The 25,996-nt window shown below is 63.0% G+C and carries 21 protein-coding genes; 10 read left to right on the top strand and 11 right to left on the bottom strand.

Translation table 11 applies throughout. The features are described from left to right. Window positions 1-218 precede the first annotated feature (218 nt). Window positions 219-1,313 carry an ABC transporter ATP-binding protein gene (locus tag ACVOLS_RS18390; protein WP_481546839.1) on the bottom strand — a complete coding sequence of 365 codons (1,095 nt, stop codon included), beginning with the start codon at window positions 1,311-1,313 and terminating at the stop codon, window positions 219-221. A gap of 185 nt (window positions 1,314-1,498) precedes the next feature. Here ACVOLS_RS18390 and zwf point away from each other — a divergent pair, with 185 nt between their 5' ends. The 5 genes from zwf to eda all read left to right on the top strand — a co-directional run bounded on the left by zwf (window position 1,499) and on the right by eda (window position 7,554). Then, window positions 1,499-3,070, top strand: a complete 1,572-nt coding sequence (gene zwf, locus ACVOLS_RS18385; RefSeq protein ID WP_481546838.1) for a glucose-6-phosphate dehydrogenase — start codon at window positions 1,499-1,501, stop codon at window positions 3,068-3,070. After that, a complete protein-coding gene (gene glk, locus ACVOLS_RS18380; protein WP_481546837.1) occupies window positions 3,067-4,074 on the top strand; it encodes a glucokinase in 1,008 nt (335 codons plus the stop codon). The genes zwf and glk overlap by 4 nt, the downstream gene beginning before the upstream one ends. After that, entirely contained in the window at window positions 4,071-4,790 is a 720-nt protein-coding gene (gene pgl / locus ACVOLS_RS18375) for a 6-phosphogluconolactonase (RefSeq protein WP_481546836.1), read from the top strand. Before glk ends, pgl begins: the two co-directional genes overlap by 4 nt. Window positions 4,791-4,931: 141 nt before the next feature. Continuing rightward, window positions 4,932-6,842, top strand: a complete 1,911-nt coding sequence (edd, locus tag ACVOLS_RS18370; RefSeq protein WP_481546835.1) for a phosphogluconate dehydratase — start codon at window positions 4,932-4,934, stop codon at window positions 6,840-6,842. A 52-nt stretch (window positions 6,843-6,894) separates the two neighbouring features. Further along, on the top strand, window positions 6,895-7,554 hold the full coding sequence (gene eda, locus ACVOLS_RS18365; RefSeq protein WP_481546834.1) for a bifunctional 4-hydroxy-2-oxoglutarate aldolase/2-dehydro-3-deoxy-phosphogluconate aldolase: 660 nt from the start codon (window positions 6,895-6,897) through the stop codon (window positions 7,552-7,554). A gap of 335 nt (window positions 7,555-7,889) precedes the next feature. On the opposite strand, the gene ACVOLS_RS18360 is transcribed toward eda, so the two are convergent. The 10 genes from ACVOLS_RS18360 to ACVOLS_RS18315 form a co-directional block, all read right to left on the bottom strand. After that, the gene (locus ACVOLS_RS18360) at window positions 7,890-11,039 is read right to left on the bottom strand and encodes a discoidin domain-containing protein (RefSeq protein WP_481546843.1); all 3,150 of its coding nucleotides are present in this window, start codon (window positions 11,037-11,039) and stop codon (window positions 7,890-7,892) included. Window positions 11,040-11,166: 127 nt separating this feature from the next. After that, the gene (locus ACVOLS_RS18355) at window positions 11,167-12,018 is read right to left on the bottom strand and encodes a carbohydrate ABC transporter permease (protein ID WP_481546842.1); all 852 of its coding nucleotides are present in this window, start codon (window positions 12,016-12,018) and stop codon (window positions 11,167-11,169) included. A gap of 11 nt (window positions 12,019-12,029) precedes the next feature. Further along, window positions 12,030-12,911, bottom strand: coding sequence for a carbohydrate ABC transporter permease (locus ACVOLS_RS18350; protein WP_481508030.1), 882 nt, complete (start codon window positions 12,909-12,911; stop codon window positions 12,030-12,032). After that, window positions 12,908-14,182 (bottom strand): sugar ABC transporter substrate-binding protein, encoded by a 1,275-nt coding sequence (locus tag ACVOLS_RS18345; RefSeq protein ID WP_481546841.1) that lies wholly within the window; start codon window positions 14,180-14,182, stop codon window positions 12,908-12,910. Before ACVOLS_RS18345 ends, ACVOLS_RS18350 begins: the two co-directional genes overlap by 4 nt. Window positions 14,183-14,195: 13 nt before the next feature. After that, window positions 14,196-15,728 (bottom strand): glucoamylase family protein, encoded by a 1,533-nt coding sequence (locus tag ACVOLS_RS18340; RefSeq protein ID WP_481546840.1) that lies wholly within the window; start codon window positions 15,726-15,728, stop codon window positions 14,196-14,198. A gap of 184 nt (window positions 15,729-15,912) precedes the next feature. Further along, the gene (locus ACVOLS_RS18335; protein ID WP_481546833.1) at window positions 15,913-18,924 is read right to left on the bottom strand and encodes a TonB-dependent receptor domain-containing protein; all 3,012 of its coding nucleotides are present in this window, start codon (window positions 18,922-18,924) and stop codon (window positions 15,913-15,915) included. 77 nt (window positions 18,925-19,001) lie between these two features. Next, window positions 19,002-20,021, bottom strand: coding sequence for a LacI family DNA-binding transcriptional regulator (locus ACVOLS_RS18330; RefSeq protein WP_481546832.1), 1,020 nt, complete (start codon window positions 20,019-20,021; stop codon window positions 19,002-19,004). A 144-nt stretch (window positions 20,022-20,165) separates the two neighbouring features. After that, a complete protein-coding gene (locus tag ACVOLS_RS18325) occupies window positions 20,166-20,444 on the bottom strand; it encodes a BolA family protein (RefSeq protein WP_481546831.1) in 279 nt (92 codons plus the stop codon). Beyond that, window positions 20,441-20,740: a YciI family protein gene (locus ACVOLS_RS18320; RefSeq protein WP_481546830.1), complete on the bottom strand. Its 300-nt coding sequence runs from the start codon at window positions 20,738-20,740 to the stop codon at window positions 20,441-20,443. The genes ACVOLS_RS18325 and ACVOLS_RS18320 overlap by 4 nt, the downstream gene beginning before the upstream one ends. An 80-nt stretch (window positions 20,741-20,820) precedes the next feature. Further along, a complete protein-coding gene (locus tag ACVOLS_RS18315; RefSeq protein WP_481546829.1) occupies window positions 20,821-21,024 on the bottom strand; it encodes a hypothetical protein in 204 nt (67 codons plus the stop codon). 66 nt (window positions 21,025-21,090) lie between these two features. Here ACVOLS_RS18315 and ACVOLS_RS18310 point away from each other — a divergent pair, with 66 nt between their 5' ends. The 5 genes from ACVOLS_RS18310 (at window position 21,091) to ACVOLS_RS18290 (ending at window position 25,645) form a co-directional block, all read left to right on the top strand. Continuing rightward, on the top strand, window positions 21,091-21,987 hold the full coding sequence (locus tag ACVOLS_RS18310) for a segregation and condensation protein A (protein WP_481546828.1): 897 nt from the start codon (window positions 21,091-21,093) through the stop codon (window positions 21,985-21,987). A gap of 16 nt (window positions 21,988-22,003) precedes the next feature. Next, window positions 22,004-22,855 (top strand): SMC-Scp complex subunit ScpB, encoded by an 852-nt coding sequence (scpB, locus tag ACVOLS_RS18305; RefSeq protein WP_481546827.1) that lies wholly within the window; start codon window positions 22,004-22,006, stop codon window positions 22,853-22,855. Continuing rightward, complete coding sequence (locus tag ACVOLS_RS18300) at window positions 22,848-24,482, top strand: pseudouridine synthase (RefSeq protein ID WP_481546826.1); 1,635 nt, start codon at window positions 22,848-22,850, stop codon at window positions 24,480-24,482. Before scpB ends, ACVOLS_RS18300 begins: the two co-directional genes overlap by 8 nt. Before the next feature lie 179 nt (window positions 24,483-24,661). Further along, the gene (locus ACVOLS_RS18295) at window positions 24,662-25,006 is read left to right on the top strand and encodes a type II toxin-antitoxin system prevent-host-death family antitoxin (protein ID WP_481546825.1); all 345 of its coding nucleotides are present in this window, start codon (window positions 24,662-24,664) and stop codon (window positions 25,004-25,006) included. A 3-nt stretch (window positions 25,007-25,009) separates the two neighbouring features. Next, window positions 25,010-25,645 carry an ATPase gene (locus ACVOLS_RS18290; protein ID WP_481546824.1) on the top strand — a complete coding sequence of 212 codons (636 nt, stop codon included), beginning with the start codon at window positions 25,010-25,012 and terminating at the stop codon, window positions 25,643-25,645. Window positions 25,646-25,996 lie beyond the last annotated feature (351 nt).

The following is a 25,996-nucleotide window of genomic DNA, read 5'->3' as shown; positions in this document are numbered from 1 at the left end:
GACCTGTAGTGGGGGGGGGGGGGGGGGGGCGGGGGGGGCCCGGGGGTGGGGGGGGGGCGGGGGGGCCGCGCGGGGGGGGGGGGGGGCGGGGGCGGCCCGGGGGGCGGGCCGCCGCCGGCGGCCGGGGGGGTGCGGGGGCGGGCCGGGGCGGTCGGTGCGCCCCCCACAACCGGGCATCTCTGGTCGCGCCTCTGCCGCGCAGGGCTCGGCACTACCAATCAGGCTCCAGCTTCGATGCGACTGCCGCTGGCCACTTCAAAAAAGTGCAGCCTCGATGCACTCACTTCAACTGCAATCTCCTGCCCAACCTGCGGCAGCTGCTGCGGCGGCACGCGCATGATCAGCGCCTGCTCGCCATAACGCAGATTGACGAAGATTTCGTTACCTACCGGCTCCAAGCCTTCGATGCGTGCATTGAACGCTGCCGCGCCGCTGCCCGGCTGTAGATGCTCAGGGCGCACGCCAACCACCAGCGGCTTGCCAAACCACTCAGCACCCAGCAACACAGCGCCGAGCGCCACTTCAGCACCCTCGTCCAGCTGCAGCACCGCCGAACCTGCTTCATCACGCCGCAACTGGCCACGCAACATATTCATCGCCGGGCTCCCAAGAAAACCCGCAACAAACAGATTGACCGGCCTGTCATACAAGGCCATCGGCGTATCGATCTGCTGGATGACGCCTTCGTTGAGCACGACGATGCGCTGCCCCAGCGTCATCGCCTCGACCTGGTCATGGGTGACATAGATCATCGTGGTGCCCAGCTTGCGATGCAGCTGCGCGATTTCGGTACGCACCGAGTGACGCAACTTCGCGTCCAGATTGGACAGCGGCTCATCCAGCAGGAATACCGCCGGCTCGCGCACCAGCGCACGCCCCAGCGCCACGCGCTGCCGCTGACCGCCCGACATCGCGCGCGGCAGCTTGTCCAGCATCGAAGTCAGGCCCAGCGAATCAGCCGCCTCCTGTACGCGGCGTTGCACCTCGGCCTTGTCATGCCCGCGCAACTTCAAGCCAAAGCCCAGGTTCTCGGCCACGGTCATATGCGGATAGAGCGCGTAGTTCTGGAACACCATGGCGATGTCCCGATCTTTCGGCGCGACGTCATTGACCACCCGCTCGTCGATGCGCAGGCTGCCAGCGCTGATCTCCTCCAGCCCCGCCACCATTCGCAACAGTGTGGATTTGCCGCAACCCGACGGCCCCACCAGCACCATCAACTCACCATCGGCGATATCGAAACTGGCCCCGGCCACGGCGACCTGACCGTTGTCATACACCTTGCGCACACCGTCGAATTGAACCTTGGCCATCACTACCTCGTTGCGAGTCGAAACCTGGAGCCGGGGAACACTTGCGTTACAACGACAGAACAGATTCCTGCAATCGTATACATCCGAAACATTGTGCACGGTAAGCATATTCATATGGCACCATCACAGTCGCTCTTACATGGCACCTGCGCTCCGCTGCACGGACCTGCTCCCGCCTTCGCGGCATGTTGCATTGCACAAGCCCAGGTTGCCCACGCCCGCCCCCTCGCGCCGATGGACGCGGACGTCCCAATCACGGCGCAGGCCTTGAAGACGAACAATTGACAACGATGTCATCCGCACCCGAAACTCGTGCAATGCACGACACCCTCTTCCTGTTCGGTGCCACAGGCGATCTGGCCCAGCGTTATCTGTTCCCGTCCCTGCTACGCCTGCTTGGCGACGGTCTACTCCCGGAAGATTTCCGCGTGCGCGCCCTGGCCTTGTCGCCGCATGACACCGAGAAATTCCGCGACCTGCTGCGTCCACGCCTGGAAGCGGCCATGCCGCATGCCAGCCAGGAGGACATCGGCAACCTGCTCAACCGCATCGACTACCGTTCGGTGGATCTGCGCAACGCCGAGTCGGTCGCCGAAGCCGTCAAGGATCTGGTGCACCGCAAGTGCGTCAGCTATCTGGCCATTCCGCCGGGCCTGTACATCTCGACCTGCGAAGGCCTGGCCCTGGGCGGCGCCTTGGCTGCACCCAACCGCCTGATGCTGGAGAAGCCGATCGGCTCGGACAGTGACAGTGCCGAGGAGATCCTGCAGTCGATCGGCAAACTGGTCGACGAAGACCGCGTGTTCCGCCTGGACCATTATCTCGGCAAAGCCGCGGTGCAGAACCTGATAGCACTGCGCTTCGGCAACACCTTGCTGGAAGCGGTGTGGAACCGTAACTACATTGCATCGGTGCACATCCTCGTCGCCGAGAGCGATGGCGTTGATGGTCGTGATTCGTATTACTCGCGCTCCGGCGCCCTGCGCGACATGGTCCAGAGCCATATCCTGCAGCTGCTGTGCCTGGTGGCGATGGAGCCGCCGGCATCGCTGGAAGCCGACCGCATCCGCGACGAAAAGGTGAAGGTGCTGCGCGCCCTGCGCCCGCTCGATGCCAAGCACGCGGCCAAGGACAGTGTGCGCGGCCGTTACACCGCCGGCACCATCAATGGCCAGCCGGCGCAGGCCTACCAACCGCCGGAAGGCAGCGAGGCCGAAACCTTTGTCGGCGTAACCGCACATATCGACAACTGGCGTTGGGCCGGCGTGCCGTTCCATCTGGTCACCGGCAAGCGCCTTCCCGAGCGCACCACCCGCATCGAGGTAAACCTCAAGCCGGTGACGCATTGGCTGTTCGAGCGCCCCGACCGCAAGAACGCCACCCCCAACCGCCTGACCTTCCAGCTGCAGCCGCAGGAAAACATCCAGCTCGGCTTGATGAGCTCGCTGGCCGGTCCGGAATGGGGCGCGCTGGAGCTGCAGCCGCTGGAGCTGGAACTGTCGGTTCCCACCGGCCTGCACCGTCGCATCGCCTACGAACGTCTGTTCCTGGACGCGTTCAACGGCAACCACGCACTGTTCGTGCGCGATGACGAAGTGCGCGCCGCCTGGGCCTGGATCGACAGCATCAGCGATGCCTGGAAGGCCGCCGATCTGCCGATGGAACCCTACCCGGCTGGTGGTTGGGGCCCGCAGTTGGCACAGGACTTCCTGCCCGAATCCATTGCCGCCGAAGCAGGCCCGGAGCAGGGGCTGTGAGCCCCAGCACCGACCTCGTACTGGTAGCGGATATCGGTGGCACCAACGCGCGCTTCGCGCTGGCCGACCGCTCCGCTGCCATCCCACTGGATCAGGGCAGCATCGACGAATACCCGGTGGCGCAGTTCGCGTCGCTGGCCGATGCCGCCGCGCACTACCTGCAGCAACGTGGTGCGAGTGCCAGCAGTGGCGTGTTCGCGGTAGCTGGCCGGGTCGATGGTGACGAAGCACGCATCACCAATCACCCGTGGGTGATCTCGCGTTCGCGCACCGCCGAACAGCTCGGCTTCGAGCAGCTGCATCTGATCAACGACTTCGTCGCCCAGGCAATGTCCATTGCCCTGCTCGGCGTCGACGATGTCGTGCAGGTCGGCGGCGCCGGCTGGCAACCCGCAGCCGAGGGCGAATCGCGCAACTACTGCGTGCTCGGCCCCGGCACCGGCCTGGGCGTTGGCGGACTGGTGGTGCGCGATGGCCGCAACTACCCACTGGCCACCGAGGGCGGCCATGCCAGCTTTGCACCGAACTCACCCGAACAGATCCGTATTCTGGAAATCCTGTCGGCGCAGTTCGGCCGGGTGTCCAACGAACGCCTGGTCTGCGGTCCCGGTCTGGTCAACATCCACCGTGCCATCTGCGAGATAGCAGGTACCGATCCGGGCCTGCTGCAACCAGCCGAGGTCAGCGCACGCGCTGCCGAAGGCGATGTGCTGGCGACTCGCGCGGTTGAAGTGTTTCTTGAAATCTTCGGCGCAGTCGCCGGCGACGCGGTGCTGGTACAAGGCGCCTGGGACGGGGTGTTCCTGACCGGTGGATTGGTACCGCGCCTGCTGCAGCAGCTGCAGCATTCCGGCTTCCGCCAACGGTTTGAAAGCAAGGGACGCTTCTCCGCGACGATGTCGCAGATCCCTTCGATGGCCATCACCCATCCCTGCCCCGGCCTGCTGGGTGCCACTGCTTACGCGCTGGACATGCAGCGCGCCAATTCTGGAGTGACCGCATGAACGCCGCTGTTTCCGACCGCATCACACTTGTCCGCCATGCTGACGAAGAGGCCTGGACCGAAGGTGTCGCCAAGGAAATGGCAGCGCTGCTGAGCGCGGAAATCGAGCAGCGCGGACGCGCCCGCATGCTGCTGTCCGGCGGCACCACGCCGGCTCCCATCTACGAACTGTTGTCTGACCAGGGTCTGGAGTGGGCGCGGGTTGAGGTTGGCCTGGCCGACGAACGCTGGCTCTCGCCGCAGGACAAGGACAGCAATGCGTGGCTGGTACGCGACAGCTTCCTGCGCCATGCCGAGGGTGCGCATTTTGATCCGTTGGTACGCGTTGGCCTGCCCATCGCCGAATGCGTGCACACCGCCAACCTGCTTGCCACCCATTCGCAGCCGGCCTGTCTGGTGGTATTGGGCATGGGCAACGACGGCCATACCGCCTCGTTGTTCCCGGGCTCGCCTGATCTGCCGCAGGCACTGCAGAGCAAGCACCCTTATGCGGCATTGGATGCGACCGGCTGCCCGGTCGCCAAGCACTGGTCCTTGCGCATCACCTTGACCCCGCATGGACTGGCGCTGGCCAGCCAGCGCCTGCTGCTGCTGCGCGGCAAGCAGAAGCTGGAGGTGCTTGAAGCCGCACTTGCCTCCGGCGACGTGCATACCTACCCGATCCTTGCTGCGATCAATGCGCCCGGCAACAAACTGCGCGTGCATTGGTGCCCTTGAGCGGGGAGTCGCGCATCGGGAACACGGAATGGACCTCGCCCGCCGCTCGCATGAGCTGCAGTCGGAACGTTTCGAAGCACCAGAACCCGAAGCCCACCGCTCTCCTTGCTGCACCCTCCTCCTCATTCCAGCCATAGAGCCATGCATCCGAAAATCCAAGCCATCACCGATCGCATCCGCCAGCGCAGCGCCCCGTCGCGCGCGGCTTATCTGGCCGGGATTGACGCCGCACTGCGCGAAGGCCCATTCCGCTCACGTCTGAGCTGCGGCAACCTGGCCCATGCCTATGCGGCTTGCGGGCCAACCGACAAGGACCGTCTGCGCGGCGACGTGACGCCCAACCTTGGCATCATCACTTCGTACAACGACATGCTGTCGGCGCACCAGCCGTTCGAGAACTACCCGGAGCTGATCCGCGACGCTGCCCGCGAGCTGGGCGCGACCGCGCAGGTAGCCGGTGCCGTGCCTGCGATGTGCGACGGCGTTACCCAGGGCCGTGGCGGCATGGAGCTGTCGCTGTTCTCGCGCGACGTGATTGCCCAGGCAACGGCAATTGGCCTCAGCCATGACATGTTCGACGCCACCATCTATCTGGGCGTATGCGACAAGATCGTGCCCGGCCTGCTCATCGGCGCCCTCGCCTTTGGCCACCTGCCGGCGGTATTCGTACCGGCCGGGCCGATGACCCCGGGCATTCCGAACAAAAAGAAGGCCGAAGTCCGCGAGCGCTATGCCGCCGGCGAAGCCAGCCGCGAAGAACTGCTGGAAGCCGAGTCGGCCTCGTACCACGGCCCGGGCACCTGCACCTTCTACGGCACCGCCAATTCCAATCAGGTATTGCTCGAAGCAATGGGCGTGCAGCTGCCTGGCGCCTCGTTCGTCAACCCGGAGCTGCCGCTGCGCGATGCCCTTACCCGCGCCGCCACTGCGCGCGTGTTGGAAATCAGCGCACTGGGCAATGACTTCCGTCCGTTCGGCCGCGTGATCGACGAGCGCGCCATCGTCAACGCAGTGGTCGCACTGATGGCCACTGGCGGCTCCACCAACCACACCATTCACTGGATCGCAGTCGCACGTGCCGCCGGCATCGTGCTGACCTGGGACGACATGGACGAGCTGTCGCAGATCGTGCCGCTGCTGGCCCGCGTCTACCCCAACGGCGAAGCCGATGTGAACCGCTTTGCCGCCGCTGGCGGCCCGGGCTTCGTGTTCCGCGAGCTGATGGACGCCGGCCTGATGCACGCCGACGCCACCACGATTGCCGAGGGCGGCATGCGCGCCTTCGCGCAGGAACCGCGCCTCACCGATGGCAAGGTCAGTTATGTGCCGGCCGCTGAACGCAGCGGTGACGAAGAGGTGGTGCGTCCTGCCTCCAATCCGTTCGAGGCCCAGGGCGGCCTGCGCCTGCTGCGCGGCAATATCGGGCGTTCGCTGATCAAGCTGTCGGCGGTGAAGCCGCAGTACCGCACGATCGAAGCGCCGGCCGTGGTCGTCGATGCGCCGCAGATCCTCAACAAACTGCATGCCGCCGGTGCTTTGCCACAGGACTTCGTCGCCGTGGTGCGCTATCAGGGCCCTCGCTCGAATGGCATGCCGGAACTGCATTCGCTGGCACCGCTGCTCGGCCTGCTGCAGAACCAGGGTAGACGCGTCGCGCTGGTCACCGATGGCCGCCTTTCCGGTGCATCCGGCAAGATCCCGGCCGCCATCCACGTTACTCCGGAAGCCTCGCGCGGCGGCCCGATCGCGCGCATCCGCGAAGGCGACATCATCCGCCTGGACGGTGAAGCCGGCACCCTGGAAGTGCTGGTCGACGCCGCCGAGTGGGCTGCGCGCGGCATTGCCGCCAACACCGCACCGGCCGGCTCGGACATGGGCCGCAACCTGTTCGCGATGAACCGCCGCATTGTTGGCCCGGCCGATCAGGGCGCGATCTCGATCTCCTGCGGCCCGGCCCGTCCGGACGGCAGCCTGTGGGACTACGACGCCGAATACGAACTCGGCCACGACCACGCCGCTGCCGCCGCCCCGCACGAAGCCAACGACGCCTGAGATTCGCGAGTCTGGATTAGAGATTCGCGAACACGTTATCAATGAGGACACCATGAGCATTGCCCAATATCAGGACCGCGCCGAGCAGCTGCTGAGCGCCGCTGGCATCCTGCCGGTCGTTACCGTGCACACCCTTGATCAGGCGCGCGCCGTGAGCGCCGCCCTGCTCGAAGGCGGCCTGCCCGCTATTGAACTGACCCTACGCACGCCGGTGGCGATGGAAGCGCTGGCCATGCTCAAGCGCGAGCTGCCGGATGTGGTGGTAGGTGCCGGTACGGTGCTGACCGTCGAGCAGATGCAGCGCTCGATCGACGCTGGCGCGGACTTTCTGGTTACGCCGGGCACCCCGGCGCATATGGCCGATGCCCTGGCTGCCGCGCCGTTGCCGGTGGTTCCGGGTGCCGCTTCACCGACCGAACTACTGGAACTGGTCGCGCGCGGCTTCCGCATCTGCAAGCTGTTCCCGGCCACCGCCGTTGGCGGCCTGGCGATGATCAAGGGCGTTGCCGGTCCAATTCCGGAACTCAAGCTCTGCCCCACCGGCGGCATCACCGAAGCCACCGCAGGCGAGTACCTGTCGCAGAAGAACGTGGTCTGCATCGGCGGCTCGTGGATGGTGCAGGACAGCTGGATCCGCAACGGCCAATGGGACGAAGTGAAAAAGTCCGCCGCCGCTGCAGCAGCCATCGTCAAGCAGGCTCGCGCTGGCTGATCCATCGCCGTCTTTTTGTGGGAGCGGCGTAAGCCGCGAAGCCGACAGCATAAAAACCACCCGCATCCGCTTCCCAAGGTTCCGACCAGGAAGCGGGTGCCGTTTTATGCATGATCTGCAAGCAGCATCAGCTTCGCGGCTTACGCCGCTCCTACACGCATTTCCAGTGAATGCCCCTGCTGAGCATGGCTCGGCACTACATCTTTGCTCCCTGCCATTGGCTGCAAGCCAACGGGAGCATGGTGGTTTCTTTTTTTTCAGATCCGACGGAAGTTCTTCCTCTCCCTCTCGTCGACTGGCCTGCGCCTCGGTATTCGAGGCGCAGTTTTTATTGTTCAGCGCTTGCTGCGCTCATTGCGGCGTAGCTCCGCAGGAATCTCGATCTCGACCTTGGCTGGCAGGCTGCTGATGTGCAGCTCGTTGCCCAACCACTGTGCCGGTTCGCCATTGATCGTCGCCTCTCCCGGCGCGGCCTCATAAGGCCATTGCAGCAACAGCCCCGCCGTCGGCAAACGCAGTCCTTCAGACACCTGCAGGGTCAGCTGCTTGTCACTGCGCTGCAGCGAGTAGCTCAACATACCGTGCGAGGTATTCAAGTCCTCGATGGCGATGCCCTTGCCGGTCAACCATGCACTGGGCACACCCGCAGCCAACACGATCGGGCCGTCGACATCACGTTCATAGGCGAACATATCCAAGGCCGAGCGAACGAAGTCCGACGCCACCCAGGCATGCGGCAGGTCGCCGACAAAGAACGGCTGTCGCGGCGTCGAGGACACCACTTCGGCCCATTGATTCCATGCCGGCGGCGCACGGTCCTTGAAGAAGAACTCGGTGGCTTCCCAGGCCCGCGCACGCCAGCCCAGCCGCACGAAAGCGCTGACGTTGCGCCACTCGTACGGCGTGTAGTCCTTCCATTGGCGCTTGCCGTCACGGCGCTCGACGAAGTGCTGCCAATAGCGCTCGAAGGTATTGTCCAAGGCGGGCTGCGGCAACCTGCCCTGCTCGCCTCCCGGCGCCAGGGCGATCGTGGTCGAGGTGGCATCGAAGTCACCCAACTCCACCGATCCGGGCAGATAGTCGATCTTGTGCGCTGCCATCGCCGCGCGCAGCGATTCGTCCAGGTCCTGGCGGAACTGATCGCGCGACGCGGCCATGGTCAGCGCTTCGGCTTCCAGACCCAAAGCCGCCGCCATGTCGGCTGCGTCCTTGTAACCGCGCAGGGCCCAGAAGTTGTCCCAGTACGAATGCACCGGCTTGGCCGAATAGCCTTCGTGACTGATTGATGCCGGCATCATTCCGTAGAAGCCGGCGTTGCGCGCACGGTTCTCCTCGGTGCGCTCGCTCAGCCGCAGCTGTTCCATGTAGTTCCATGCTGATTGCACATGCGGCCACATCTGCTGCAGGAAAGCAGCGTCACCGGTATGTCGCCAGTACTCGGCGATGGTGTAGATCAGTTCGCCGTGGCTGTCGTTCTCCGGTACCGGGTCACTGCCGCGCGCATCCACGCAGCACGGCACCATGCCGCTTTCAAACTGATACGGCGCATACCAATCAACGTACTGGCGCACTGCATCGGCGCGCCCCATCCGCAACAAGCCCTCCGAGATCATTGCGCCGTCACGGATCCAACTGCGTGCATAGGAACGCGTGCCCGGCTGCAGGCTCGGCCCAACCCGCGAGATCAGCATATGTGCGAGCGCGGTGCGCAGCGTATTGGCCAGCGGCTGGCCAGCCTCAGGCACGCGCAGCTTGAGCTGATCGAGCTTCTGCCGCCACATCGTCGCGACCTGTTGCTGCGCTTTGTCCGCATCGAACTTGGCCGGCATCTGCCAGTTGCCGGTCTGCGGCAGCACCAGCACTACGTCGCGGCGCTGGCCCGGCTCCAGTTTCCAGTTGTAGACCAAAGCACCCGAAGCCAAGCCGGTGGCGTCGCGCACCTCCTGCGTGGTCGGCAAGTCCTTGTCAGCCAGATGGGTGACATCCAGCTTGCTGTCGAAACTGCTGGCGAAACTCGCATCAGCCGCTGAGGTGGCATAGACCCGCGGCTTGCCATTGACGCTGATCTGCGCGCCCTGCACGGCCAGATTGTCGATGCGACTGACGCCGCCGACAGTATTGAGGAACTGGCTGGGCGGATTGACCTGGAACGGTCGCACCGCAAGCGCCAATCGGTACTCGTGCGCGACCTTGTCGGTATTGCGCAGCTCGTAGCGCGCCACCAGCTGCGCCTGCTCGGGCCGGCCCTGCACGAAACCGCTCACGTTCAAACCAAACTGATCGTGCTGCCAAGCCACCGATGGCATCGGCAGATAACCGTCCTGCAGACTCTGGCTGGACTTCACCTCGGCCCAACCAAGCACCTTGCCATCGAGCACCACAAACGGCTCGATACTGAAGCCACCCTTCATCGCTTCCAGTGCGCCGTCCTCGCTGATCAGCGCCTGCTCGCGGCCACCGTCCAGACCGAGGATGGTCCAGTACGGTTGCTCGCCACTGAAGCTGCGCGGCAAGGAGCCTCGCGGCAGATCAGCAGCAATGGAACGGATGAAATCATTCGGAGTATTGGCAAACGACAAGGGCTTGAGGCTGATATCACGGATGCCATAGCGCCAGCTGGGCCCGTCGACCAGATCGAAGCGCAGGTAACGCGCCTCGGTTTCCGGCAATGCCAACCAATCCTTGCCGCCGCTGCCACTAGTGACTTCACGCAGCGTCTTCCAGTCACGCCCATCGGCGGATCCACGCACCACGTAGCGACTTGCCTCCAGCCCGGGCGCCCATTGCACAACCGCGCCGCCGAACTCACGCACCTTGCCCAGGTCCAGGCTGACCGTCTGCTGCTTGATCCCGCCGCTGATCCACAAGGTATCCGGCTTGCCGTCGGCGATGCGCTGCTGCAAGGCGGTCGCTGTATCGGCGATCACCGTGGTGGTCAATGCCGAGTTGTCTTCCTTTGGCAGGGGCTGCAGGGTCAGCTGGTCGAAGCAGACCGTACCGCGGCCACCGACCTTGCTGTAAATGGTGAACTCCACTGCCGCACTACGACGCAGTGTCTTGTCCTGGTCCGGACCCCAGGCTTTTTCGATATGCCGCTTGCGGTAGCTGATGCGGGTCCAGTTCTTCGGAAAACTGAACCCAGGACGATTGACCCACCAGACGTTGTCGCCACTGGCATCGACCAGTTTGAACTGCAGGTCGTTGGCCGGCGAATCACCGCGCAGGTCGAAGGAAAGCTGGTAGTTCTCAGGCCAGGTGACATCCAACGGACGGCGGATGCCGACATAGCCGGAAACCTCATGGAAGTCGTAGTCCAGACACAATGCGCGCCCGCTGTTGCCGGCTACCGGACGCAGCGAACCGCTGACCTGCGGCGAGGTGATCAGCTGCCACGCACCAATGTCGTCGAACTTGGCGAGCACGGCCGCTCCGGCCGGTTGCACCCACGCCAGCAACAAGCTCAGCAGACCAGTCACAAAACGCATATTCATCAGCAAGTCCCGATTTACCACCAGCAAAACCTGCTGGATTTTCGCAAAGATCACCGCCATCCGCGGCGGTATGTTTCGTATGGAAGTGCAGCACCGCAGCCCGCTTGCGGGTCACGGCGTATCAGCCCTTGACGCTGCCCAGCAGCAGGCCCTGGATGTAGTAGCGCTGCAACACCAGGAACAACAACAGCACAGGAAGCACCGTCACCACCGCGCCGGCCATCATCATTTCCACGTCCATGATGTGCTCGCGCGACAAACTGGCCAGTGCCACCGGCAAGGTGTAGTGCTCCTGGTCGGTCAATACGATCAAGGGCCACATGAAATCGTTCCATGCGCCCATGAAGGTGAAGATCGCCAAGGTCACCAGCACCGGCTTGAGCATCGGCAGCACGATCTGGAAGAAGATCCGCGCCTCGCTGGCACCATCGATACGCGCCGCTTCCAGCAGCTCATCGGGAATCGAGCGCGCGTACTGGCGCACCAGAAAAATGCCGAACACGCTGGCCAGCGCAGGAACCACCACGCCACCAAAGGTGTTCACCAAGCCCATCTGCTTCATCAGCAGGAACAGCGGCAGCATCGCCACCTGCGCCGGGATCACCAGCGCAGCCAGCAGCATCTGGAACAGCCGCTCGCGGCCGGCAAAGCGCAGTTTGGCAAAGGCATAACCGGCCAGGGTATTGAACAGCAGCGAGCCCAAGGTGATCGCAATCGACACCAGCAAGCTGTTGACGAAGTTGTTGCCCATGCCGGTGCGGGCAAACAAAGCCTGGTAGTTGGCCAGCGTGGTGTGCGCTGGCAGCAACGGCGGCGGGAACTGTGATGCCTGCCCGCTCGGCATGAACGACACCGACAGCATCCACGCCAACGGCGCCAGGCTGATCACCGCCAGCAATAACAACCCACCATTCACCCACCACGCATGCCAACGTGATTGACCAATCTCTCGCCCGGCACCAACGCGGCTCATACCAGCCTGGCTCATACCAGCTCCCTACGCTTGCCGAAGCGCAACATCAACGTAGTCACCGCCAGGATGATCAGGAACAACAGGAAGGCCACGGCCGAGGCGCGCCCCAGGTTCCACCACTTGAAGCCTTCCTCGAACATGAAGTACAGCACGCTCACGGTACTTTGCAGCGGATCGCCACGTGTCATCACATAGGGCTCGGCAAACAACTGGAAGTAACCGGAAACGGTGATCACGCCAACGACCAGCAGCACCGGCCCCAGCATCGGCAAGGTGATATGCAGGAACTGCTGCCAGCGCGAAGCGCCGTCAATGCGCGCCGCCTCGTACAAATCCTTGGGGATCGCCTGCAGACCGGCCAGGAAGATCACCATGTTGTAGCCAAAGTTCTTCCATACCGCGAAGCCAATGATGGTCGGCATCGCCCAGTTCGGGTCGCCGAGCCAGTCAATCGGATTGATGCCGATCTGGCCCAGGCCCCAGTTCACCAGCCCGTAGCGGGTGTGGAACAGATAACGCCAGATCACCGCCACCGCCACCAGCGTGGTCACCACCGGCGCGAACAATGCGGTGCGGAACAGCGCCTTGAAGCGCGCGGCCGGGGCGTTGAGCAGCAGCGCAGCACCCAGCGAAACACCTATCGACAAGGGCACGCCGGCCACCACGAAGTACGCGGTATTGCCCAGCGACTTCCAGAACATCGGCGTCTGCAGCAGATCGATGTAGTTGCCAAGACCGGCGAATCGCAGGTTGTGCGGATCGGCCAAGGCGTAGAGATCAAAGTCCGTCAGACTCAAGGCCAGTGCCGACAGCACCGGCAAGCCAAAGAACACCCCGATCACGATCAGCGCAGGTGCCGCGAAGATCCAGCCGGCCAGTGAACCGCGCTTCATGGCGCAGCCTTCGCAGCTGCAGCAGTCTGCTGTTCGACGATCCAACGGCGCTTGGCAAGGATGTCATCCACCTGCTGATCCAACTGTTCGAGCGCCTTGTCCTGCGGCAAGCCGCCACGCACCACCTGCTCGGTCACCACCCGCATCTGCTGGGCGATGCGCTCCCACTCCAACACCTTTGGCGTGGGTTTGACGCGCTCCAGCTGGTCGGCGAACGCGGCGGTCAGCGGATCATCCTGCAGCTCCGGCGACTGCCAGGCGCTGCGCCGCGGCGGCAGGTCACCAATGATTTTGTAGAAGCGCTGCTGGATCGCCGGCCGCGACAGGAACTCGATCAGCTTCCATGCCGCTTCCTTCTTCTGCGAAGAACGGAACACCACCAGACTGGTGCCACCAGCAATGCCTGCACCCAGACCATCAGGACCGGGCAGCGGCGTTGCACCCCACTCGCCCTCCAGTCCGGGTGGCTGGCGCTGGCGGAACTCGCGGATATTCCACGGGCCTGACAGATAGAACGCGGTGAAGCCACGGAAGAATTCGTCCCAGACGTTGGAAATCTGGGTCTCGGACATCTTCGGCGCCCAGCCCTGCTCGAACATGTTGTCGTAGAAGGCCAGCGTGCGGCGGAAACCGGGACTGCGGAAGTTGCCGCGGGTGTCGCCATCGCGCAGCAGCGTGTCCTCCTGCTGCAGCGCGAATGACAATTGCGGCTCGAACTCGTTCAAGGGCATCAGCACCGGGTAGCCTCGCGCGCCCATGATTTTCTTCAACGCCGCGTTCATCTGCTCCCATTCGGCCCAGGTCTTGGGCGGCTGTGTATAGCCGGCCTGGCGCAGCAGATCCTTGCGATAGAACAGCAGGCGCGTGTCCACATACCACGGAATGCCAACCAACTCGTCATTGACGACATTGGTATCCCAGATACCCGAAAAGTAATCGTTCTCATCGATGACCGTGGACGAATCAACCAGCGGCTGCAGCGGTGTCAGCGTCTGCAAGGTGGCGAATTCGGCAACCCAGGTATTGCCGAGCTGACAGACGTCTGGCAGGCCATCAGCCGCATACGCCGTCAACAGCTTCTCGTGCGCAGCGGTCCACGGAATGTTCTGCACATCAACCCGGATGCCCGGGTTCTCCGCCTCGAACTCACGTACCAGCTCGCCAACCACCTCGGCCTCGCGGCCCATCGCCCAGAACCGCAAGGTGGTGCCCTGCTCCGGCTTGGCGCAGCCCGCGAGCAACAACAGCAACAGCATCGCCAGCGCGCGCATCATTGCTTGCACTTCACTGCTTCTTGACCGCAGGCGCAGCCGGCTTCTCGCTGGCTGCCTTCTGCTCGGCCGCTGCCGAAGCGCGCGACTCGGCAATTCCTGCTGCCCGCGCAGAAGCGGCCTGTTCGTCCTTCTGCAGCGGCTGGAAGCTGTCTTCCGGCGCCAACCAGCCGCCGGTGAAGCCCGCCCGCTCCAAGCCCTTGCGGATATAGGGGTTCTTCTTCATCACTTCCCACACGAACTCATCGCGGTAGTTGGCGATGCCGGCGAGGATAGGTCCCTGATCAATGGCGATGTAATCGCTGGCAACCCAGCCACGCTCGGGAATCAAGCGACCGGTCTTGAGCGGAATGTCGTAGCTGAAGCTCGGGTTGAACGAATCCAGGAAACCATAGCTCGAATAGAGGTAATCGCCGTAGCGCTTGTGCATTTCCACCGTGGCCGGAATCACTACCTCTGGTGCGAACGGCAGCGAGGAAATCGCTGCCGAAGGCACGATGGTGCCGTCATCGAAGTTCTCGCGCAGGCCTGCGCCACGTGCAGAGTAGTGGCGGAACTGGCGTTGCTCACCCTTGTAATCCTGGGTGGTGTTCTGCGGCCCATCGCCTGCGGTCAAGCCCCAGACATTGGCGCTGTAGTCCTTCCACTGCATCGGATTCTCAATCGCATACTCGCGCTGGGCCAGGGTAGCGCGACGGCTGTTGAGGAAATAATCGATACCGCGCTCGCGCATGTACGGGTCCTGGATATCGCGGAAGTCGATCCAGACATGGCTGTACTGATGCCCAAACAATGGCCCGAACGACAGGTATTCCTGCCCTTGGTACACACCCCAATCGTTGTCATAGGTGCGCGTCCACACCGTCCACGCATCGGGCTCGACCGGGTGCGTCGGCGACCCCAAGGCAAGCACGTACAGCATCATCGCCTCGTTGTAGCCCATCCAGTCGTGTTGGATGAAACCGCTCTCCGGGAACCAGCCCATTGAGACCAGCGGCTTATTGCGTTGCAACCACTGCCAGTCCGTGCGCTTGTAGATCGTATCGGCAATCTGCCGGATCTCCTTCTCGCGTGGATCGTCCTGATCGTAGTAGCTCTGCGCAAACAACACGCCCATCAACAGCAACGCAGTATCCACGCTGGACAGCTCCACCCAGCTGTCGTAGCGGCGGCCCTGCTGCATGTCGAGGAAGTGGTAGTAAAAGCCCTTGTAGGCCCCCTTGCCGGTGCGTTGCGGCCCGCTCGGCAGGTCGCGGAAAAACTTCAACGTGACCAGGGTGCGCTCCACCGCCTGGTTGCGACTTACCCAACCGTTCTCGATGCCGATCGGATACGAGGTCAATGCGAAACCCACCGAAGCGATGCTGGCAAATGGCCGCGACGGGTAGCGATCCGGCGTAAGCCCGTTCTGCTCATTGGTGGTGTCCCAGAAGAACTGGAAGGTGCGGCGCTCGATGTCATCAAACAGCGGCGGCAGTTCCGGCTTCATCGGCCGCGGCGGCAGGTCCGCCTCTATCAGGATCACCTGCGGCAATACCTTCGGCATCGGCGGCTCCGGCGCTTTACCACAGCCTCCCAACAACGCCAGCCCGATACCGGCGAGAACACAGGCCAACAACTGCGGGGTACGTGACTTTCTCAAGGCGACATCCATGAAATTCAAAGAAAGAACATGACGCACGAAATCTGCTGCGGCACCCCGGCCGGCCCAGGGCCGGCCGGGGCTTGAATCACCAGGTCAAGCCGAACGACAGCTTGAAGGTGCGGGTTGGGCGTGCAATCGCATCACCAGTACGGTTACCGTAGTTCGGGTCGGCAACACCCCGGTTACCGCGCCAATTGGCGTATTCCGAGGAAAGCACATTGCGCCAGTTGAATACATTCAACACATCACCACGAACCCGAAGCTTCAAGTCCGTGCCCGTATCCCATTCCTTCTGCAGAGCAAGATCCAGCTGTTTGTAGCCAACCTTCTTGTCCGGCTTGAAGGGATCAAAGGCGCAGTCATCGGCGATGGTGCTCGCGTAGCAGTTGAGCGCTTCAACCGGCTTCGGGCTTTCCAACACCAGCTTCGCCGAACCGGTGATGCCCCAGAAGTCGACGATGCCGGTGGCCACCAGCCTATGCTTTGGAATACCAAGCGCAGTGGTAAACGCGACGTTATCCAGATTCGGGTAGTCGAACGAGAAGGTATCTGAATTGCTGCGATTCTCTTTGGCGTCGCTATAGGTGTAAGCAAAGCTCACACCCCAATGGGACTCGGTGGTGTACGGCTTGTCCAACGCCAACAGCACAGAGTTCAAGCGCGTTTCGACGGCGTTGTTACCGATGAAGAATCGGCCCCAACCCGGCAGCTGTTCGCCCCAAGGTTGGCCGCCCCAGTTGACCGCAGGGTTGTTGCGGTATTCACCATTGGGATAGCGATTGCCCATTGTCCAGAGGATGCCGTCGTGACTCAACACATGCATCAAGGTCACCGATGAGTTCCAATCATGCCCCAACATCGAGAATGCATTGCGCATGCCGATGCTGAACTGGTCGGAATACGGAGTCTTGATGTCATTGTTGAGCAGGAACACTTCGGTGCCATTGTTCGGACTGGCTGCCGCCATCTGCGCCAACACGGCTGGATCAAACATGCTCGGATCGAAGTTGTAGCAGTTGCTACCCGTCCCCGGTGTACAGGTATGACCGGGGGTATTGAACTGGTACTCGTAGCGCTGGAATGCAAGGCGGTACTTTTCGAGCGACAGATAGTCAAACTGGTTCCGATTGTACGAACGACCTGCACCACCAAAGAATACGTGCCGTTGGTCGCCATTGAGATCGTATGAGAAGCCTACGCGTGGCTGCCAGCCATCCTTGAATGCACTGCGATTGTGGCCGTTGCTGATGTAGTTGTTGTAGTCGTAATCAACATTTGAATTATTGATATTCGGCCACGCCTGCAGCGCGGACACCAGTCCGGCCGGGGTTACGTGGTCTTCGAAGGCCGGGTTGGTTTCATAGTCCCAGCGCAGACCCAGATTCAAGGTGAGGTGCTCGTTGACCTCCCAATCGTCCTGGATGTAGATGCCGAACTGTTTGACGCTCGAATCCACTGTCGTCGGATAACCATTGCCCGATGCGGTGAACTGCACCAGGTAGGGCACGTCCAGACTCTGGTTCAGGTCATAGCGGAACTGCGGCGAGTAAGGACTCTGTTCAAAGGCGGAAAGATCAATGTCCTTGAACTTGATGCCGGCCTTGACGGTGTGGCCTTCCCACCCGAAGAACGTGAAATCGTTCTGGAACGAATAGCCCTTCTGCGATTTCTCCTGGAAATCACCGCCACCGCCGCGATTGATGACCTCCTCCATCGTCGGGTTGTTCAACGCTTCTTCCCCCCGCCGCGGAATGAACAGCTTGTAGCCATTTTCCTTACCAATTGGGCGCGGAGCGAAACTGGCATCCTCGTAGGTGATATGGGCATCGTTCATCCAGTTCTCTGCATTGAACTGGTGGCGCAGATCGATGCGCGTTTCTTCGCCGGTCTTCAAGGTGCCGTAAGACGCCAGATTGACGCCACCAATACCGGTGACTTCATCTTCCTCGCGGCGCTTCATGGTCAGCTCGACCAGATGCGCATCACCCGGCGTCCAGCTCAACTTGCCGAAGTACAGGTCCTCCTTGAATGGCGCGTTGTTGGTGGAACGCGCCTCGTCCTGGAAGCGCTGGGGCAGATCTTCGACCGAAATCTGGCGACCGGGGATCACCTGCCTCGCGTCACTGCGATCCTTTGCTTCATAGGTTACGAAGAAGTGCAGCTTGTCCTTGATCAACGGACCACCCAAGGCCACGCCATACTGTTCATCGTGGGTGCGCGCCTTGATGTCGCGGCCATCCTTTTCGCGGATGGTATCTGCCACCCAGCTGCTGGCAACGTTGTCCCAGAAGAAATCACCATGGAACTCATTGGTGCCCGAGCGCGTGACAGCCGTGATGCCCGCGCTGCTCAACTGGTCGTACTCGGCCTTGTAGTTGGAGGTGACAACTTTGTATTCGGCAATGCCAAGCTGCGGGAATGGATTGCCGCGACTGGAATCCTGACCGGTGATGCCGCCCTTCAGTACATAGTCTTTCTGCCCGACACCGTCGATGAACACATTGACGCCACTGGACAGCTGGGCACCGCTACGGATCGACGTGGAACCCTCGTTGCCGGTGTTGAACATGACGCCCGGCACGATGTCAGCGAACGCCAGGAAGTTGCGCGAGTTCTGCGGCAATGCCTGCAATTGCTTCTGGGTGAGGTAGGTCGCCACCTCAGACGTCTTGGTTTCCACCACCGCCTGCGCCGTCACCTGCACTGCATCCAGGTTGGTCGCCGCGCCACCGGCAGTTTCCGCCACGCCCCCCACGCCCAGATTCACCGTGGCAGTCTGGCCGACCTGCACGGTGATGTTCTGGGTACTGGTCTTGCCGCCGGCAGTGACGTCCACTTTATAAGTGCCAGGCGGCAGGCCAGCCAGTGAGTAGCCGCCATTGCCATTACTTTGCACGCTGCGGCTCAGGCCAGTAGCGATGTTGGTAGCAGTCACCTGCGCCTGCGCAGCAGGGCTCGAATCAGCCATCACCTGGCCGCGGATGGTCGCGCTGGTGCTCTGTGCAAATGCGGGGGCTGCGCCCAACAGCAGGCAACCGACAAGCGCGCTACTTAGCAGCTTGCGGGTTGGCGTGGATTTCCGAGCATTCTTGTTCATTCTCTTCCTCTCCCAAGGCGGCGGCACCTGGCCGCGAAGAACATGTGTGTGATTAACCGTCCCGGTCTATCGCCGGGTCAAAGGAAGTCGCAGGCGGTGGTTGAGTCACGCACCACCAAGGTCGGAACCAACGTTACAGCGGGCGTTGCATTCGCCTCACCGCTATCGATCATCTGCACCAACTGCAGCATCGCCCGCTCGCCCAACTCGGCGATGCTGACCTGCATCGTTGTCAAAGCAGGGTGAACAAAGCGCGCCAAGGGGATGTCATCAAAGCCTGCCAGCGCCACTTGTGCAGGCACTTTTATGCCTGCCTGCGAGAACGCGTACAGGCAACCCAAGGCCATCATGTCGTTGGCGGCAAACACCGCATCAGGCAATTCGGAACCCGCCAGCAGCGCCAAGCCGGCCTGGTGACCGGAGGCTTCATCAAAATTGCCCGGCAACTCGATGGCTTCGACTTTGCCGTCGAATGCCGCCATCGCCTCACGGAAACCAAGCAGGCGCTGTTGCGCATCGTGGTTGTGTTCCGGCCCGCCGATAAAAGCGATACGGCGATGCCCGCCTTCAAGCAGATGTCGGGTCATGCTCAACGCACCGGCATGGTCATCGATGCTGAAAACCGGATAGCGCGCCTCGGCCAACGGCGTGTTGATCAACACTGTAGGCAGCGCAGGCGGCAGATTGTCGACCAGGAAATCGGAATCGCCTGCATACGGCGACAGCACCAGCAAACCATCGACGCGCCCGCGCATTGCCTGCAGTACTGAACCTTGTTGTTGCTGGTCGCCGTGATAGCTGGACACCAACAGATGCCGGCGATGGGCGCTGGCCACACCGTCAATGCCCCGCATCAACTCAGAAAAGAACTCGCCGTACAGGTCGGGAAGCACCACACCGACTGTCTGGGTACTGCGACTGCTCAGGCTGCGGGCGGCCGCATGCGGGGTGTAACGCAGCCGGCTGGCCACTTCCAACACCAGCTTGCGTACCGGCGCAGCGACGTTGTCATGGCCGTTGAGGGCACGCGACACGGTTGCGACGGAGACATTCGCCTCACGGGCAACATCCTTGATCGTTATTGCCGACTTCGCCACTGGCCTACCCACCGCAGTACAGGGTCGGGCGGACTGTAAACGTTTTCAAGCGCATTTGTAAACAGTTCGTTAGCTGTACTTGACTCGCCGGGACAACAGCTGTCCCGACCGTTTCCACGGGAACCTTGCAATGGCTCACCCCGTTCAGCCAGCCCCGCCCAGTTCCTGCGGCGTCAACGCCTTGATCGACAACGCGTGGATATCCGTCTCCATCATCTCGCCGAGTGCGGCATACACCGCACGATGCCTGGCAAGCGGCGCCTTGCCGGCGAAGGCCTCACTGACCACCATGACCTTGAAGTGCCCGCGTCCATCGCTGGCCCCGGCATGGCCGGCATGGCGGTGGCTGTCGTCCTTCACTTCCAGCTGCAGCGGCGCAAAAGCGGTCTGCAGGGCCGCCTGGATCCGCTCGACCCGGCTCATGGCAGCACCTTGCGGAATGGACGCACGTCCACACGGGTGTAGACACCGGCAGCCACATACGGATCGGCATCAGCCCAGGCCCTTGCGGCAGACTGGTCTTCGAAGCTGGCGATCACCACGCTACCACTGAAACCGGCCGGGCCCGGGTCTTCCGCGTCAATTGCAGGACATGGACCGGCCAACAGCAGTCGCCCCTGGTCAAGCAATGTCTGCAACCGTGCCAGGTGTGCCGCCCGCGCCTGCAGCCGCGCTGCCAGCACATCCTCTCCGTCATAGCCCTCGATTACGTACCACACTGGCCTTTCTCCGCTTGTCTGCTGAATGGAAGGATGCCAAGTCTAGCGTCACAAGGCTGGACACCGCCCTGCCCGGGCGATTACTCTTTAGTCCATTGCACGCAGCCGGCCAGTAGCCGCCCGGTGCGGTAGCGGGTCAGGCCCGCCACCCAACCACTGGAGCGCATCACTTCCCGGGCCGCGTAGACGACCTCCTCGTAATGACGTTGCCGCTGATCCTGCGGCGCGTCTTGTTGTTCATGTGTGGAAGCGCGCCAAACAAGCGCGAGTAGCTCGTAATACATGGGCTGGAATGCTCCCGGGGGGGAACCTGGGGGTGTCCGGCTCGCAATACCCCGAATGTCGACCTGATGACTTCCGAACTCGCGCACGACGCGAACCCGCCAGCGCAGCATCCCTTACCGCAGCAGCAGGAAATGCCGCTGGCGATGGTGCATGGCCAACCGGTGCTGCAGATCCCCCAGGATCTGTACATTCCGCCGGATGCACTGGAAGTGATCCTTGACGCCTTCGAGGGCCCGTTGGATCTACTGCTTTACCTGATCCGCCGGCAGAACCTGGACATCCTCGATATTCCGGTCGCCGAGATCACCAAGCAGTACGTGGAATACATCAACGTCATGCAGGAGCTGCGCTTCGAACTGGCGGCCGAATACCTGGTGATGGCGGCAATTCTTGCTGAAGTGAAGTCGCGCATGCTGTTGCCGCGCCCACCCAGCATTGAAGGTGAGGAAGCAGACCCGCGTGCCGAGCTGGTGCGTCGCCTGCAGGAGTACGAACGCTTCAAGCAGGCCGCCGAGGATATCGACAGCCTGCCCCGGCAGGACCGGGATACCAGCCTGGCGCACGCCTTCGTGCCGGAGCGGGTACTGGTCAAGGCACCACCGCCGGTGGAACTGAAGGAAATGCTGCTGGCGCTGCATGACGTACTCAAGCGCGCCGAACTGTTCAGCGGCCACGCGATCAAACGCGAGGCACTGAGCGTGCGGCAGCGGATGGGCGATGTGCTCAGCCTGCTGGAAGGCGACAAGTTCTACCGCTTTGAAAGTCTGTTCACCGCCGAAGAAGGCAAGCTTGGCGTATTGGTCACCTTCCTTGCAGTCCTGGAATTGGCCAAGGAGCAACTGCTCGACCTCGTGCAGGAAGCCCCGCTCGCACCGATTTATGTGAAGTCCTTGGCCACCGGCAACACCAACGCACCGCTGCAGTTTTCCAGCGAGTTCGATGACGCTGACACCTCCGCCTGAGCAACCGACCCAACGCATGGATCAACCGCTGATCAACCGTATTGTCGAAGGTGCCCTGCTAGCCTCCAGCCAGCCGGTCACCTTGGCGCAATTGCAGGGCCTGTTTCCCGAAGATGAACCGGCACCGCCGGGCAGCATCGAGCGGGCGCTGGAACTGCTGCGCGAAGGCTGTGCCGGACGTGGCGTGGAACTGACAGAAGTGGCCTCAGGCTACCGCTACCAGATCACCAGCGAAGTGCATGGCTGGGTGTCACGGCTGTGGACCGAACGCAAGACCCGCTACACCCGCGCCACCCTGGAAACCCTTGCATTGATCGCCTACCGGCAGCCGATCACCCGCGGCGAGATTGAACAGGTGCGGGGCGTGGCAGTAAGCAGCAACATCATCCAGGCGCTGGAAGAGCGCGAGTGGATCCGGGTCATCGGCCACCGTGACGTACCCGGCAAGCCGGCCCTGTTCGGCACCACCAAAGGCTTCCTGGATTACTTCGGGCTCAAGCGCCTGGACGAACTACCGCCGCTGTCCGAACTGCGCGACATCGGCGAGCTGGAACCGCAGTTACCGCTGGATGGCGACGGCCAACCAGCTGCCCCGCTTGCCGCTGGTGCCGCCTCGCCGCAAGGCCTGGATGCCGCCAACGACGGCGACCCAATACCCGCGGCTACGCCAGAATCCCCGGATTCGAACGCAGCCGCATCCGATACCGCCTTCACCGGCGAACCCGACGCCGCGCCGGGAGAGCGCGCGGCGGAAGTGGAAAAAACTGAAAACAACGCCGTCGCGACGACGACCGTGGCTGTTGATGTAGCCGATTCCGAACCACAGGCCGACGCGGAAAACGCCGGCCGGAGCCAAGCAGATGAGTGACACCCCGCGTAAATCTTCGTTGAACAAGCTCTCGCTCAAGCGCGAAGCCGACACCGAACAACAGCCCAAGCTCGAAGAACGCCTGCACAAGGTCCTGGCGCAAGCCGGCCTGGGCTCGCGCCGAGCGCTGGAACAGCGCATCGCCGACGGCCTGGTCAAGGTCAACGGCGAGGTCGCCAAGACCGGCATGTCGATCAAGAGCGGCGACAAGATCGACCTCGACGGTCGCAGCTTTGTCGCCAGCGCGCTGACCGACCCGTCGCGCGTGCTGATCTACAACAAGCCCGAAGGCGAAGTCACCACCCGTGACGATCCCGAAGGCCGCCCGACCGTATTCGAAGCGCTGCCGCCGTTGAAGGGCGCACGCTGGATCGCCATCGGCCGCCTCGACATCAACACCACCGGCTTGCTGCTGGCTACCACCGACGGTGAACTCGCCAACGCGATGATGCACCCGTCGTTCGAAGTCGAGCGCGAGTACGTGGTACGTGTGCGCGCGCCGGAAGGCGAAGAGAAGGTCTCCGACGAAATCGTCGAGCGCCTTGGCCGCGGCGTGCTGCTGGAAGACGGCGGCGCCAAGTTCGACGAAGTCGAGCGCATTGGCGGCACCGATTCGCACGACTGGTTCCGCGTGGTCGTCAAGGAAGGCCGCAACCGTGAAGTGCGCCGCCTGTGGGAATCGCAAGGCTGCCAGGTCAGCCGCCTGAAGCGCACCCGCTACGGCAAGATCGAGCTGCCCCGCGACCTGATGCGCGGCAAGTCGGTTGAACTGACCACCCAGCAGGTCGACGCACTGCGCGCCCAGCTGAAGCTGGAAGAAGGCACCCCGTCGGCACTGACCCTGCAGCCGGTGATCGGCCAGCGCAAGGCAGTCAAGACCACCCTGCGCGTGTCGCGCGATGGTGGTCGCGGCAATGCCTACGTCAATGGCCACAACACTGCCGACGAAGGCCGCGAACTGCGTCGCTTCGACAACGTGCGCGAAGACCGCGGCGGCCGTGGCCGTGGCAACAGCGGTGGCTACAAGGGCGGCCTGACGGTCAGCGGTGAAGCCGCAGCCAAGCAGTCGCAGAAGCCGTTCAAGCAGCGCAAGCCCGCCGGCGACCGCAGCCTGCCGGACGGCAACCCGGCCGCGTTCCGCACCTGGTATGTGCCGGACGGTGTCAGCACCGGCCCGAGCGGCCACCGCAACGCAGGTCCGGGCGCAGCACGCGGCCCGGGCGGCAATCGTGGTCCGGGTCGCGGCCCAGCCGCTGATGGCCAGGCCCGCCCCTACGGCAAGCCGCGTCCGGGCGGCGCTCCGGGCGCAAGCCGCGGCGGTCCCGGCCAGGGTCGTCCGCAGGGCGCTGGCGGTCAGGCCGCAGGCCAGGGTCAGCGCAGCAAGCACCCTTACGGCCACCCGGGCAATGCCCCGAGCTTCCCGTCCGATCACGCCACCCCGAGCTACAGCCCTTACGGTGCACGTCCGGCTGGCGGCCGCCCGAGTGGCGGCAACCGCGGCCCTGGCGGCCCTGGCGGTCGTCCCTCCGGCGGTCCGCGTCCGGGTGGTAACCGCCCCGGCGGCGCAGGCCGCCCGGGTGGCGGCGGTCGTCCCGGCGGCGGCAACCGCGGTCCGCGCGGCGCCTGATCCGCACCAAAGCAGACGCGCCCCAGTGCGCGGTACTGCAATCAAGACGCCCGGTGCACCTTGCACCGGGCGTTTGCGTTCTAGGCCTCACTTACAAACGGCGGATGAATCAATAAAGGTAAAAATACCCAAAATGAACAATTTGGTATATTTTGCCTCTACGCAACCCGGATACCGCCATGGATCTGTCCCTGAACCTGCTGGATCTCGAAAAGACGCCTGCCAGTGACGTCAAGGCCAAAGGCTGGCCAGATTTGATGCGCAAGGTCGCCAAGCTTGGCGCCGTGGTGGTTACCAACCACAACCATCCGCAGGCAGTGGTGGTCTCTGCCGAGGAGTACCAGCGCTTGGTTGCGCAGGCCTCCGGTGCCTCGGCGGCGGCGCTGCGCGCACAGTCGCTCAAGCAGCTGCAGGCCGAGTTTGACGCACACCTTGCAGTGCTTGATGACGGCATCGCCTTGGGCAGGGCCTTGGCGCGCCCTGCCCGCCGCGGCTTGAAGATCACCCCGGGCAAGTCGCGCTGACCAATGGCGCGCATCCTGGTATTGGCCGGCGTCAACGGCGCCGGCAAGAGCTCGCTGCTGGGCATGATGCTGGCGCACGACGGCGCCACCTGGTTCAACCCCGATGCCTTCACCCGGCAACTGGTCGAACGGGATTGGCCGCTGGCGGAAGCCAATGCAACCGCATGGCAGGAAGGCACTCGCCGCCTGCGCGAAGCGATGCAGTCCAATCGCGACTACGCATTCGAAACCACACTTGGCGCCAATACCATTCCCACGCTGTTGCGCGAAGCCTGCGAGCAACATGAGGTAACGGTGTGGTTCTGCGGCCTGGAGAACATCGAGCTCCATCTGCAACGTGTGGCCGAACAGGTTGCAGCTGGCGGCCACGATATTCCCGAAGACAAGATCCGCCAACGCTACGACAGCTCACGCCTCAACCTGATCGAACTACTACCGCACCTGACGACGCTGCACGTCTATGACAACAGTCGCCCACCGGATCACGACGGCCTGGTAGAGCCGTTGCTGGTGCTGGAGATGGACAGGGGGAGGATTCTCTGCCCGGTCAGCCAGGACGAATTTGCACAGGTGCCGGAGTGGGCCAAGTCAGTGGTCTGGGCGGCGCTCAAGGCTTTTCCGGCTGCAAATGCAAAATGAGCCACAACGTCCGGAACTCGCCGCTACCAATAGTTGACCTGCACCACCCTCCCCTGTCTTCGACTTGAGTACTCAGGCCAGTTTCAAGGATCGGCGATAGCAACGCAGCCACACGGAGTGCATCGCAATCGCACGCCTGCCGGTACGCGAAAAGCCTCCCCTCATCCGCCCCTGCGGGGCACCTTCTCCCGCAAGCGGGAGAAGGACGCAGCGCTCAAACATTGCTTCCAACATTGCTACTCCGGCGGCCCTTGCTTCGGCTCTGGCCCTTGCTTCGGCTCTGGCCCTAGCTTCGCCTCTGGCCCGTGCTTCGGCTCTGGCGCTTACTAAGGGTGAGCCCCTCACAACGCA

It is taken from the genome of Stenotrophomonas sp. STEN038, from assembly GCF_056759895.1.
The sequence above is the reverse complement of the archived record's forward strand: the minus strand, read 5'-3'. Positions and strand labels throughout refer to the sequence as shown.

Excerpts from the sequence above, each read along its gene's own strand:
- zwf (WP_481546838.1), top strand. The coding sequence starts at position 1,499 with ATGTTGCATTGCACAAGCCCAGGTTGCCCACGCCCGCCCCCTCGCGCC.
- ACVOLS_RS18325 (WP_481546831.1), bottom strand. The coding sequence starts at position 20,444 with ATGAGCCGGGTCGAGCGGATCCAGGCGGCCCTGCAGACCGCTTTTGCG.
- ACVOLS_RS18345 (WP_481546841.1), bottom strand. The coding sequence starts at position 14,182 with ATGCGCGCGCTGGCGATGCTGTTGCTGTTGTTGCTCGCGGGCTGCGCC.
- ACVOLS_RS18310 (WP_481546828.1), top strand. The coding sequence starts at position 21,091 with ATGACTTCCGAACTCGCGCACGACGCGAACCCGCCAGCGCAGCATCCC.
- ACVOLS_RS18350 (WP_481508030.1), bottom strand. The coding sequence starts at position 12,911 with ATGAAGCGCGGTTCACTGGCCGGCTGGATCTTCGCGGCACCTGCGCTG.
- ACVOLS_RS18295 (WP_481546825.1), top strand. The coding sequence starts at position 24,662 with ATGGATCTGTCCCTGAACCTGCTGGATCTCGAAAAGACGCCTGCCAGT.
- ACVOLS_RS18390 (WP_481546839.1), bottom strand. The coding sequence starts at position 1,313 with ATGGCCAAGGTTCAATTCGACGGTGTGCGCAAGGTGTATGACAACGGT.
- edd (WP_481546835.1), top strand. The coding sequence starts at position 4,932 with ATGCATCCGAAAATCCAAGCCATCACCGATCGCATCCGCCAGCGCAGC.
- scpB (WP_481546827.1), top strand. The coding sequence starts at position 22,004 with ATGGATCAACCGCTGATCAACCGTATTGTCGAAGGTGCCCTGCTAGCC.
- ACVOLS_RS18300 (WP_481546826.1), top strand. The coding sequence starts at position 22,848 with ATGAGTGACACCCCGCGTAAATCTTCGTTGAACAAGCTCTCGCTCAAG.
- ACVOLS_RS18315 (WP_481546829.1), bottom strand. The coding sequence starts at position 21,024 with ATGTATTACGAGCTACTCGCGCTTGTTTGGCGCGCTTCCACACATGAA.
- ACVOLS_RS18355 (WP_481546842.1), bottom strand. The coding sequence starts at position 12,018 with ATGAGCCGCGTTGGTGCCGGGCGAGAGATTGGTCAATCACGTTGGCAT.
- eda (WP_481546834.1), top strand. The coding sequence starts at position 6,895 with ATGAGCATTGCCCAATATCAGGACCGCGCCGAGCAGCTGCTGAGCGCC.
- pgl (WP_481546836.1), top strand. The coding sequence starts at position 4,071 with ATGAACGCCGCTGTTTCCGACCGCATCACACTTGTCCGCCATGCTGAC.
- ACVOLS_RS18335 (WP_481546833.1), bottom strand. The coding sequence starts at position 18,924 with ATGAACAAGAATGCTCGGAAATCCACGCCAACCCGCAAGCTGCTAAGT.
- ACVOLS_RS18340 (WP_481546840.1), bottom strand. The coding sequence starts at position 15,728 with ATGCCGAAGGTATTGCCGCAGGTGATCCTGATAGAGGCGGACCTGCCG.
- ACVOLS_RS18290 (WP_481546824.1), top strand. The coding sequence starts at position 25,010 with ATGGCGCGCATCCTGGTATTGGCCGGCGTCAACGGCGCCGGCAAGAGC.
- ACVOLS_RS18360 (WP_481546843.1), bottom strand. The coding sequence starts at position 11,039 with ATGCGTTTTGTGACTGGTCTGCTGAGCTTGTTGCTGGCGTGGGTGCAA.